Origin of the sequence: Leifsonia sp. 21MFCrub1.1, assembly GCF_900107895.1 — a bacterium.
In the GTDB taxonomy this organism is placed as follows: domain Bacteria; phylum Actinomycetota; class Actinomycetes; order Actinomycetales; family Microbacteriaceae; genus Leifsonia; species Leifsonia soli.
The window spans coordinates 2104532-2117162 of the sequence record NZ_LT629867.1 but is presented as its reverse complement, the minus strand read 5'-3'; the positions used below and the strand labels follow the sequence as shown (position 1 = coordinate 2117162).

Annotated in this window: 6 protein-coding genes; all 6 read left to right on the top strand. The window is 71.5% G+C overall.

Going from position 1 to position 12631, the window contains the following annotated elements:
* The first annotated feature begins 5 nt into the window (after positions 1-5).
* The 6 genes from BLW09_RS10020 (at position 6) to BLW09_RS09995 (ending at position 12603) form a co-directional block, all read left to right on the top strand.
* Entirely contained in the window at positions 6-1685 is a 1680-nt protein-coding gene (locus BLW09_RS10020; RefSeq protein ID WP_089911839.1) for a serine/threonine-protein kinase, read from the top strand.
* Positions 1673-2443, top strand: a complete 771-nt coding sequence (locus BLW09_RS10015) for a hypothetical protein (RefSeq protein WP_089911837.1) — start codon at positions 1673-1675, stop codon at positions 2441-2443. Before BLW09_RS10020 ends, BLW09_RS10015 begins: the two co-directional genes overlap by 13 nt.
* Positions 2444-2609: 166 nt before the next feature.
* Positions 2610-7847, top strand: a complete 5238-nt coding sequence (locus BLW09_RS10010) for an Ig-like domain-containing protein (RefSeq protein WP_089911834.1) — start codon at positions 2610-2612, stop codon at positions 7845-7847.
* A gap of 49 nt (positions 7848-7896) precedes the next feature.
* Entirely contained in the window at positions 7897-8859 is a 963-nt protein-coding gene (locus tag BLW09_RS10005; protein WP_089911831.1) for an AAA family ATPase, read from the top strand.
* Positions 8860-8929: 70 nt separating this feature from the next.
* Positions 8930-10246: a DUF58 domain-containing protein gene (locus BLW09_RS10000; protein ID WP_089911828.1), complete on the top strand. Its 1317-nt coding sequence runs from the start codon at positions 8930-8932 to the stop codon at positions 10244-10246.
* On the top strand, positions 10243-12603 hold the full coding sequence (locus BLW09_RS09995) for a transglutaminase family protein (protein ID WP_089911826.1): 2361 nt from the start codon (positions 10243-10245) through the stop codon (positions 12601-12603). Before BLW09_RS10000 ends, BLW09_RS09995 begins: the two co-directional genes overlap by 4 nt.
* The last annotated feature ends 28 nt before the right edge of the window (positions 12604-12631 follow it).

Sequence of the window (12631 nt, the reverse complement as noted above, 5' to 3'; positions counted from 1 at the left end):
GGCGCATGGCCTCGCAGCCGCCCGCGCTCGACGGCTTCCACTTCATCCGGCTTCTCGGATCGGGTGGGTTCTCGGACGTCTTCCTCTACGAGCAGCAGCTGCCCAAGCGCAGCGTCGCCGTGAAGGTGCTGCTGACGGACGGCGTCGACGAGTCGGCGCGCGCGCGGTTCGTGGCCGAGGCCAACGTCATGGCCCGGCTCTCCGCGCATCCGTACATCGTCACGATCTTCCACGCGGGTGTCGCGGGCGACGACCGCCCCTTCCTCGTCATGGAGTACTGCTCCGGTCCGTCCCTGGCCGACCGGCTGAAGCGCGAGCGGATCGGCGTCGAGGACGCCCTGCGCACCGGCGTGCGGCTGTCGAGCGCGGTCGCGACCGCGCACGCGGCGGGCATCCTCCACCGCGATATCAAGCCGGCGAACGTGCTCACCAACGCGCTCGGCTGGCCGGCGCTGACCGACTTCGGCATCGCCTCCGCGCTCGAGGAGCTCCCGGTGCACACGACGACGCTCTCGGAGCTGCGGAGCTCGCCCTCCGACACCGCGACCTCCGGCAGCCGCAGCGTGGGCCTCAGCGTGCCGTGGTCTCCTCCGGAGATGTTCTCGGACGACCCGGACCCGGATGTGCGCAGCGACATCTTCTCGCTCGCCGCGACCGTGCACACCCTGCTCGCCGGGCGCACGCCGTTCGAGGTGCCCGGGCGCTCCAACGGCACCCTCGACCTCATGGGACGCATCGAGCGCGGGATGATCACGCCGCTCGACCGGCCGGACGTCCCTGCGTCGCTGACCGCGGTCCTGCGCCGGGGCATGGCGACCCGCCGGGAGGACCGCTACCAGACCGCCGTCGACTTCGCCCGTGCGCTGCAGCGTGTCGAGCTGGAGCTGGGCCTCGCGCCGACGAGCATCGACGTCCCGAACCTCAGCCTGGGCGATGCGCGACCCGGACCGTCCGCCGACGGCGGTGAGCAGGAGACGCGGGCGCGCTCGGTGGCCACGATCCGGGCTCAGCCCGCCGCGCCGAAGCCGGCCGATCCGCCTCCTGCCGCAGAGCCCGCCGCCTCTGCACCAGCGCCTGCCGAGCCGGAGGCGACGCGCGTCCGCGGCGTCGTGCCGATCACGCCGCAGCCGTCCGCCCGCACCGAGCCGCGAGACGAGAAGCCCGCGGCGGAATCCGTGGAGGAGCACACCGTCCTCCGCTCCCGCCCGACCGCCGACGCGGCCGAGGGGACCGGGGAGGCCGCGGAGGACGCCGCCACCGCCCCGCACGACCCGCGGCGCCGCCTGCTCGCCTGGATCGGCGCAGGCGCCGCGGCCGTCGTCGTCCTCGCGGTCGTGGCAGCCGTCGTGGTGAACCTAGTCGGGCCGCCCGCCGCATCCACCGGACCGGGCGCGCGACCCGGCGACGGCGGCAGCATCGCCGTCACCGTCGTACCGCCTCCCGTCCTGGTCTCGGCCGTCCGCGCGCCGGACGGCGCCAGCGCCACCTTCACGTGGAAGACGGCGGACGCGCTGAAGGACGACCAGTTCACCTGGCAGCAGGAGGGCACGACCAACGGGCCGTCCGTGACGGCCGACCGGACGGTCACCCTCACGAACCTGACGCCGGGCGTCCCCGTCTGCATCGACGTCGCGACCGTCCGGGCCGGACGCACCTCCGAACAGCTGAAGGCGTGCGCCCCGTGACCGCCGCGAAACCCCTCACGGTCGAGTTCTGCGGCGAGCTCTACCGGGTCGACCCGGGAAGCGAGTTCGGGATCGGCCGAGAGGCTGAGCTGACCATCGACGACAACCCGTACCTCCACCGCCGCTTCCTCACCGTCGGGCACGACTTCGGGATGTGGTGGCTGAGCAACGTCGGAACCCTGCTGACCGCGACGGTGACCGACGCGACGGGAACCATGCAGGCGTGGCTCGCGCCCGGCGCGAAGCTGCCGATCGTGTTCCAGACCATGCACGTCATGTTCAGCGCGGGCGCGACGACGTACGACTTCACCATCTCGAGCGACGAGGACTACTTCAACACCGCGGTCCAGGTGGATGCGGCGGGCGGCTCCACCACGGTCCTCCCTGTCACGCTGACCACCAGCCAGCGCCAGCTGATCGTCGCCCTCGCCGAGGGCGTCCTCACCCAGACCGTCCCGGGACGCGGCACCATCCCGACCTCCGCCGAGGCGGCCGAGCGCCTGGGCTGGAGCATGACGACGTTCAACCGCAAGCTCGACAACGTCTGCGACAAGCTCGACAAGCTCGGCGTCGCCGGACTCCGCGGCGGGCGCGGCAAGCTCGCGACCAACCGCAGGGCCCGGCTCGTCGAATACGCCGTGACCACCCGGCTGGTCGGCGTCGAGGACCTCCCTCTGCTCGACCGGAACGGCGACGCGGATGTCGAGGCGGCACTTGACCCGACGGCTCCGACGGAGGACCGTAGCAGCGACGACTGAGGCGCTTCCCGCGTGGCCCGGCGGGATCGGCCGGCCGCCCATGGGGAGTGCTCCCCATTCCGGACGCGTCGGGGGGTCGTGTTAGCGTAGACGCGTTTCCGGCCCGGGGGATTTCAGAGTCTTGGTTTCATTGAGTACGTGGTTCCGACAGCGGAAGACGCTCGCCGTGATCACCGCACTCGCCGTGGTCGCCGGCGTCCCGCTGACGATCGCCGTCCTCCACAAGGGCTTCCCGGTCAACGCGGTCGAGCTCGACACCCGCGATGTCTGGGTCACCAACGGCGAGAAGCTGCTCGGCGGCCGTCTCAACCATCAGATCGACGAGCTGGATGCCGCGGTGACGGGAGCCAGCGCCGACCTCGACGTGCTGCAGGACGGCTCCGCCTACTTCCTCACCGACCTCCCGCACGGGACGGTCGACAGGATCGACCCGGCCTTCGTGTCCCTCGGGGGACGCATCCAGGTGCCGGAGGACTCGCAGGTCGGCTACGGCGGCACCACGCTCTCGGTGCTGGCGCCCAACGGCTCCCTGTGGGTGCTGGACGCCTCGGGCCGGCTCGACTTCGACAAGTCCAAGACCAAGCCGGTCGTGAAGGCCGGAGCCGGTGCGAAGCTCGCGGTCGCGAAGTCGGGCACCACGTTCGTGGTCGCTCCGAAGGGCAAGCGGCTGATCACGGTCGATCGTCCCGGCGCGAAGCCCGAGAGCCGGGACTTCCCGGTGCCCGGCGCCTTCCAGGTGAGCGCGGTCGGCGACCAGGCGGTCGTTCTCGACACGCAGCGCAACCGGATGATCACGGGCGGCGGTACCACGGTCGACCTCCCCGCGAAGGGGCTCAGGCTCCAGCAGCCGGGCCCGGACGACCGCGCCGCGGTCGTGGCGACCTCGAACAGCCTGCTCAGCGTCCCGCTCGGGGGCGGGGCGGTCACCGCGAGCCCCGCGGGTGCGACCTCGAAGGGCGGCGCCGACGCGGTCTCGGCCCCCGTCCGCCTGGGGACGTGCTCGTACGGCGCCTGGTCGGGCTCCGGACGGTACCTGTACGCGTGCGACGGCAAGAAGCCCGTCGGCGTCGACATCGACCAGCCGGTGGCGGGCGACGACCTCGAGTTCCGGGTCAACCACGGCGTCATCGCGCTGAACAACCTGCGCGACGGCAGTGCCTGGGTCGTCTCCTCCAACATGCGGCTCGTGCAGAACTGGGCGCAGCTGAAGCCCAACGACACCACGGTGCAGGGCGAGACCGGCGAGGAGAAGCCGGTCGTGCAGTCCTTCGCCGACACGCTCGCGCAGCGGACCGATCAGAACAGGCCGCCGATCGCCGTGAACGACACGTACGGCGTGCGCCCCGGCCGGTCGACGGTGCTCCACGTGCTGACGAACGACACCGATCCGGACGGCGACGTCCTGACCATCTCCGACGTGTCGGCGATCCCTGCCGCGCAGGGCGTCCTGCAGCTCGTCGAGGGAGGCCGCGCCATCCAGTTCACGCCGAAGGACGGCCTGAGCGGCACGATCTCGTTCCGCTACTCGGTCGACGACGGCCGCGGCGGCACGGCCTCCGCGCAGGTGGATGCGACGCTCAAGCAGCCGGCGGTGAACGAGGCCCCGGCATCCGCCCGATCGAGCACCGCGCAGACCGAGGTCGGCCAGTCGGTCACGTACAACGTCCTGAACGACTGGACCGATCCGGACGGCGACGACCTCAGTCTCGTCGCGGCGTCCGCGACGACCGAGGACGACGTGCGGTTCAAGCCGAACGGCGACGTCACCTTCACCAGCAAGACCGGTCAGGCGGGCTCCAAGGAGGTGCGGGTCACCATCTCCGACGGCCGCGCCTCCGCCACGGGCAGTCTCATCGTGACCGTGAAGCCGGCGGGCACGCTCGACCCCGTCGCCGTGACCGACTTCGCCGACGGCTTCACTGGGCGTCCCGTCGTGCTGCATCCGCTCGACAACGACCAGTCGCCGTCCGGGGAGCCGCTGACACTGGTCGGCGCGGGGCTCGACGGCGGGAGCGGAGCGCAGGTCACCGCGGACAGCGCGCGCGGCACGATCACCGTCCGCAGCAACGCGCCGGGGGAGTACTACCTCGTCTACACGCTCGGCGCCGGCCCGAAGACGACGACCGGGCTCGTACGCGTCGACATCGCGCCGCAGGGCGCGAGCGAGGCTCCGCCGATCGCCGTGACCGACAAGGCGTACGTCCGCCCCGGCGAGCCGACCTCCGTCGCCGTGCTCGACAACGATGTGTCGCCGTCGGGGCGTGTCCTCGCCGTGCGTTCCGTGTCGGTCGGCAAGGGCGCTGAGGATCTCAACGTCGAGGTGCTCGACAACGCCGTGGTGAAGATCACGGCGCCGACCGTCCTCACCCAGCAGGTGCAGCTCTCCTACGTCGTGTCCGACGGGATCAACGAGGCCACCGCCGGGATCACGGTGGTCCCCGTCCCGCCGCTCGTGCAGCATCAGCCTCCGGTCGCCGTGGACGATCAGGTGCCCGTCCGGGCCGGCGACGTGGCGACCGTGGCGGTGATGCAGAACGACTACTCGCCCGACAACGCCCCCTTCACCCTCGACACGCAGCTGCGCGACGCGAGCGGTGCCGGGCAGGGCGCGACCGCCTTCGTGAGCGGCGAGAACGTGCGCTACCAGGCGCCGACCGCGCCCGGTCAGTACAACGTGGTCTACGGCATCACGGACAAGTACGGCCAGAAGGCGCAGGCGACCGTCACTTTCGTCGTCGGCGCCCCCGACAAGGGCTCCGACCGCGCGCCGCAGCCGCAGCCGCTGACGGTGCGCGCCTTCGCCGGCTCGTCGGTGCCGGTGGAGGTGCCGCTCGACGGCATCGACCCCGACGGCGACTCCGTCTCGCTCTCCGGACTGGCCACGCAGCCGACCCTCGGCCGCATCTCCGACTCGACCAGCCGCTCGTTCACGTACGAGGCGTACCCGGACTCGGCGGGCAGCGACACCTTCACCTACGAGGTGAAGGACACGTACGGGAAGACGGCCACCGGCACGGTGTCGATCGCCGTGATCCCGCGCCCGAGCCAGGTGCGTCCGCCGATCGCGGTGAACGACCCGGTGCAGGTGAAGCCGGGCCGCACGATCGCCGTGCCCGTCCTCGACAACGACTCCGACCCGAACGGCTATGCGATCGCCCTGCAGAAGAAGCTGCTGCAGGTGGACGACGGCCTGAAGGCGTCGGTGCACGGCAAGATCGTGCTCGTCACCGCGCCGAAGGACGAAGGGTCGTTCGTCGTCCGCTACCAGATCACCAACGGGCAGGGCGGCGTCGCCAGCGCGTTCATCCAGGTGACGGTGACGCCCGACGCCAAGGACGTTCCCCCGACCGCCGTCGATCACGTGCTCGAGCCGGACGAGGTCGCGAACAAGCAGAGCGTCAAGGTGAACGCGCTTCAGGGCGCGACCAATCCGTCCGGTCTCGTCGACGACCTGAAGGTCGAGGTGACCGGACCGAACGCGTCGGCCGCCGACGTCGGGCAGGACGGCTCCATCACGGTGAAGCCGGGCGAGCGGCGCACCGCCATCGCGTACACGCTGACCGACACCGTCACCGGGCTGAAGGGGACCGCGTTCATCGTGGTCCCGCCCAAGGGCGACGCGACGGCCCCTCCGCGCATCAAGGACGGCCTGCCGCAGCAGATCGTCCAGGTCGACGGGTCGAAGACCTGGAAGCTCTCCGACATCCTCACCGTGCCGTCGGGCCGCGGGTACAAACTCACCGGAGCATCCGGAGTCAGCGCGACCAACAGCTCGGGCGCATCCTCCTACGGCGACGAGCAGACGCTGACCTTCACGGCGGCGAAGGGCTACCGCGGTCCTGCTGCGATCACCTTCAAAGTGAACGACGGGCGCGAGGCCGGACAGAGCGCCGACCGGGAGACCACTCTGGTCCTGCCGATCACGGTGGGGGAGCCGGACCAGTCCGACGTGCCTCCGACGTTCACGTCGCCCAGCGAGAAGATCGAGCCGGGCGAGGCCCCGCTCTCCGTCGATCTGCGGGCGTCGAGCTTCCATCCCAACCCCGAGATCCTCAACAAGCTGACGTACTCCGGCGGCACGTCGTCCAACCCGAAGATCCAGTCGAACCTGAGCGGCTCGACGCTCACCCTCTCCGCGCCGCTGGGCGTGCAGGCGGGCGAGACAGCGACGGTCGCGGTGACGATCAGCTCCGGCACGCACACGATCACCGGCACGGTGAACGTGCAGGTGGTGAGCTCGAGCCGTCCGGTCGCGACGCAGAAGAACCCGCCGCAGACGTCGGAGGTCAAGCGCGGTGAGACGGCGACGGTCACCGGCGCATCGAGCGATGCTCAGTGGGTGAACCCGTTCCCGGGGCAGCCGCTGACGATCACCGACGCGACGGCCCAGAGCGCGCCGGCGGGCGTCACCGTGACCCACACCGGCTCGTCGATCAGCGTCAGCGCATCCTCCGGCGCCGCCATCGGGGCCGTGAACGTGGTCTATCACGTCGAGGATGCGACGAAGGACCCGAAGCGCACGGCGTCGGCCATCGGCCAGCTGCGCGTCACCATCCACGACGTCCCGTCGAAGCCGAGCGCCCCGTCGAACCCGCAGGCGAGCGACGGGAAGGTCACCGTCTCGATCAAGGCCCCGGCCGACAACGGAAAGCCCATCACGCAGTACGAGGTGACGGACGGCGCCGGGCACACCGAGACGACGTCATCCGTCGGCACCGTGACGATCGGCGGCCTGACGAACGGCAAGTCCTACTCGTTCACCGTGCGCGCGCAGAACGCCGACGGGTGGAGCGAGCGCTCCGCCGGAAGCACGCCGGTCACGCCGTACGGCAAGCCGACGCAGGTGAGCGGCGTCTCCCTCCGGAGCAGCGGGAACGCGCCGAGCGATCTGACCATGAGCTGGAACGCGCTCTCGGACCCGAACGGGACGGGAGGCGGTCAGGCGACCTACCATTACCGGCTCAACGGCGGGACGTGGCAGACGACGACCGGCACCAGTGCGCAGGCGAACAACAAGGGGGCAGGGACCTACTCCTTCGAGGTCTACGCGTCGAACGCCGGCGGCAACAAGGGACCGACGGCGACCTCCAACAGTGTCGAGGTCAAAGACCCGCCGCCGCCGTCGCCGTCGATCGACCTGGCGAAGGGCGGGCTGAAGCCCGGGTACGCCCACAGCTACACCTACGACGTGACGCTGCACGACTTCCCCGCGAACCGGACGTTCACCATGCAGGTCCACTGCAACGGCGGCCAGCTGGGCAGCAAGTCGATCTCGACCGACGGCAACGGCTACGGCCACTACGTCGGCAACCCGAACAGCGATCTCGACCCGTGGTGCGGGTACCACGGCGTGTACGTCGTCGTGAACGGTGTGCAGAGCCCGGTCCAGGACTGGGCGCCGTGACCCGCGGGCAAAGCACGAACGAAGAAACCGAGGAGATGCAGCAGTGGCAGTGACACAGGAGCAGGCGGACTGGTTCGCCGGGGCGTTCTCGCAATTGGTGGCGAACGTCGACAAGGCGATCCTCGGCAAGGAGCACAGCATCCGCCTGGTGATCACCGCGATGCTCTCCGGCGGCCACGTGCTGCTCGAGGACGTGCCCGGCACCGGGAAGACGGTGCTCGCCAAGGCGCTCGCCAACACGGTCGAGGGCACGCAGTCGCGCATCCAGTTCACCCCCGACCTGCTGCCGTCGGACGTCACCGGCGTCACGATCTACGACCAGTCCAGCGGCCGGTTCGAGTTCCATCCCGGGCCGATCTTCGCGTCCGTGGTGCTCGCCGACGAGATCAACCGGGCGAGCCCCAAGACCCAGTCCGCGCTGCTCGAGGTGATGGAGGAGGGCGTCGTGACGGTCGACGGCGTCGGCCACCCCGTCGGAGCGCCGTTCATCGTGATCGCGACGCAGAACCCGGTGGAGCAGGCGGGAACGTACTCGCTGCCCGAGGCGCAGCTCGACCGCTTCCTGATCAAGACATCGCTCGGCTACCCCGACCACGCGACGACCGTCGACCTGCTGCTCGACTCGTCCAACCGATCGCGTGCGGCGGCCGTCCGGCCGATCATCGCCTCCGACTCGGTCACCACGCTCGCGCAGCTGGCCTCCGAGGTGCACACGGACGCCAGCGTCATGGGGTACCTCAGCGAGATCGTCACCGCCACGCGCGACGACAAGGATGCGGCGCTCGGCGTGAGCATCCGCGGCGCCCTCGCGCTCGCGCGTGCGGCGAAGACGTGGGCGATCTCGGCCGGGCGCACCTTCGTGACGCCGGACGACATCCGCGACCTCGCCCAGCCGGTGCTCGCGCACCGCGTCATCGTCGACCCCGAGTCGGAGTTCGCGGGTGTGACCGCGGCCGACGTCGTCGAGCGGGCGGTCGCGTCGGCGACACCGCCCGCCTACCGCGCCGCCTGAGCCGCTCCGCACCACCCCGACCCCCGCCCGCGCCCGACCCCGACCCCGACCCCGACAGGATCCCGCAGCCATGACCACCGACAGCCCCGCTCGCGGACGCCGTCGTCGCGCGCCCGGCGCCGACCAGGCGCGCATCGCTGCGGAGCTCGTCGCCGGCGCGGTGGCGCGCGCGACCGGTGCGGTGACGTCCCGGATCGCGCCTCTCGGGCGCGCGGTCGGGCGTCGTCTCGCGCCGGTCGTCGGCGTGGTGAGCACCCTCGGCTGGATCGTGCTGGCGACCGCCGCCGTGTCGGTCGTGCTGGCGGTCTGGCTCGGCTGGGCCGAGTTCGTCTACGTCGCGGCAACGCTGCTTGCGGCCTTCGTCATCGCGGCCGCCTTCGTGTTCGGCCGCTCCACATACCGCGTCGGCATCGAGCTCAACCCCCGGCGCGTCGTCGCCGGCGGGCGGGCCCTCGGGCGGCTCATCGTGGCCAACAGCGGATCACGGCCGGTGCTTCCGACGCGGATGGAGCTGCCCGTCGGCGAAGGACAGGCCGACTTCACCATCCCGCGGCTCGCCCCGGGCGCCGAGACGGAGGAGTTGTTCGCCGTGCCGACCGAGCGGCGCGCTCTGATCCTGGCCGGCCCCGCCCTGTCGGTGCGCGGCGACCAGCTGGGACTGCTGCGCCGCACCAACCAATGGACCGAGCAGATCGAGCTGTTCGTGCACCCGAAGACGGTCCGCCTGGCCGCGACGGCACGCGGCCTGGTACGCGACCTCGAGGGGCAGACGACCAAGGTCATCACGGACAGCGACCTCGCCTTCCACGCGCTGCGCACCTACGAGCCCGGCGACGACATCCGCAACGTTCACTGGCGCACGTCCGCCCGGACGGGCCAGCTGATGGTGCGCCAGTATCAAGAGACCCGCCGGTCGCAGCTGCTGCTGGCCTTCGACGCGGAGCGCTCGCACTTCGCGTCCGACGACGAGTTCGAGCTGGGCGTCTCCGTGCTCGCGTCGGTCGGCTGCCAGGTCATCCGCGAGGAGACCGAGATCCGAGCGCTCTGGCAGCGCGGTCCCATGCGCGTGGAGACGCCGACGGCCCTGCTCGACGATTCCTGCCGCATCCACTCGGTGGACGGGGCGCATCCGACCCTCCGCGAGTTCCTGCGGCAGGCGACCCTGCGGCTGCCCGCGCCGAGTCTTGCGGTGACCGTGGTGGGCTCGCAGGTGGACGCGGCCGAGCTGCGCGGAGCATCGGCCCTGTGGTCGACGGACACGGAGACCATCGTGATCCGTGTCGACGAGGGGGCGGAGCCGCGGCTCACCCGACTCGGGCGCTCGATGCTGATCACCGTCTCCGCGCTGCCCGAGCTGCCGTCTCTGCTGAAGCGGGCGGGCCGATGAGCGCGGCGACGGGCACCGGAGCCGGCCGCCGCCGCGATGCGCGGCCCACGGCCGCCTCCCCGCTGTTCGACACCCTGTCGGCGACGACGTGGATCGACATCGCCGTCCTGACCGCTCTCAGCCTGCTCGCCGTTGCGGGCTTCGAGCCGGCGTTCGGGCACTACGCCTTCGCGCAGGCCGCCATCGGCGGCATCGTCGTCGGCGGGGGAGTCGCGCTGCTCGGCCGGCTTCTCCGGATATCGTGGCCGCTCACCACCGTGATCGCGCTGGCCGCCTACTTCCTGTTCGGGACGGCGCTCGCGCTGCCCGGGCAGGCGCTGTACGGGGTGCTCCCGTCGCTCGACAGCCTGTCCGGCCTGGTCGTCGGAGCCGTCTTCGGCTGGTCCGACGCAGTGACACTGCAGGCCCCGCTCGAGGCACCGCCCTATGTCGCGGTGGTCCCGTACGTCGCAGGATGGCTCGTCTCGCTCGTGTCGGTGACCCTGGCCGTGCGATGGCTGCCCCGGGTGCGGCGTCCGTCCGCCGGTCGCGCGGCGGTGGTGCTGGCCGGCCCCGTCCTGCTGCTGCTCTCGGCCATCCTGCTCGGCACCCGCGACCCGTTCTTCGCGGGGGTGCGCGGCGTCCTGTTCGCCGGGATCGCCCTGGTGTGGCTGGCGTGGCGTCGCGCGCGGTTCGCCCGCGATCGGGTCGAGACGGACTCCGGAGTCCGGCGCAGCCGGCTGCTCGGCGGCGCGGCGGTCGTGCTCGGTGCCGTGCTCGTCGGCGCGCTGGCCGGGTCCGTGCTGGCGCCGCCCGCCTCGTCGCGTTTCGTCGTCCGCGACGAGATCACGCCGCCGTTCGACCCGCTCGACTATCCGAGCCCGCTCGCGGGTTTCCGGAAGTACACGAAGGAGCTGCAGAAGACCAAGCTCTTCACCGTCACCGGGCTCAAGCAGGGCCAGGTGATCCGGCTCGCGACGATGGACAGCTACGACGGCGTCGTCTGGTCCGTCGCGTCCCCGGGAAGCGACAGCGACGCCTCCGGCGCGTTCGAACTGCTCGGCAGCACCATCCCGCGGCCGCCGCTGTTCACTGCGGGGGCATCGGCGACCGCGACCATCGACGTGCTCGGCTACTCGGATGTCTGGCTGCCGACCCTCGGCTATACCAACACGCTGACCTTCGATTCGCACACCGGACAGGACCCGGCCTCGACCGTGCGCGTCAACACGGCGACCGGCACCGCGGCGGTCACCAGCGGCGTGCGCAACGGCCTCGACTACACCGTCGGCGCGACGGCGCAGAAGATCCCGAACGATCGGGCCCTCGCCAAAGTCCCCCCGGCGAAACTGACGCTCCCGTCGGTCACCAACGTCCCGGATGTGGTGTCGGCGAAGGCCGAGGAGTACGCGGGCTCGGCCGACACGGCCATCCAGAAGCTGCGCAACATCGAGCGGTCGCTGAAGTCGCTCGGTTACCTCAGCCATGGTCGGGCGTCCGATCCGGTGCCGTCGCGTGCTGGGCAGGGCGCCGACCGCATGACCGACCTGCTGTCCAAGTCGCCGATGGTCGGCGACCAGGAGCAGTACGCCAGCGCCTTCGCCCTCATGGCCCGGCGGCTCGGCTACCCGACCCGGGTCGTCATGGGGTTCGCCCCGAAGGTCTCCGGAGGCACCACCACCGTCACCGGCGACGACGTGACGGCGTGGGACGAGGTCGCCTTCGAGGGCGTCGGCTGGGTGCCGTTCTTCCCGACGCCGACCAAGACGGACGCGCCGAAGAACCAGACGACGAAGCCGAAGCTCGAACCCCAGCCGCAGGTACGCCAGCCGCCGCCCGCCGACCCGCGCGCCGACGACCTGCTGACGCCGGTCAAGACCAAGGACAACGACCCGAAGGACAAGGCGTCCACGTTCCGACTGCCGGTCTGGGCGTGGGTGGTGCTCGGCGTCGTCGGCATCCCGCTGCTTGCGTACTTCGTCCCGCTGCTGCTCATCGCCGCGCTCAAACGGCGACGACGGCGGAGGCGCGAGACCGCCGGACCGCCGGACCGGCGCGCCGCCGGAGCCTGGGACGAGCTGACCGACGGCTACGCCGAACTCGGCCTCGACGTCCCCGACCGCGCGACGCGTCTGCAGGCCGCCGCTGCGCTGGAGGAGCAGTCCGCCGCGCAGGATCTCCCGGTCCCCGACGGTGGGCTCCGCGACCTGGCCCGGCACGTCGACGCCGCGGTGTTCGACGGCAGTGTCGTCGACGAGGAGCGCGTGCAGCACGCCTGGACGTCGGCGGACGAAGCCCTCGGCCGCGCGACCAAGGCGGCCGGGCCACTGCGCTCCCGGCTCGCGGCGTTCCGCTACCGGCGGGCACGCCGCGCCTGACGCCGCCATATCGGAGCCCTGGACCGGT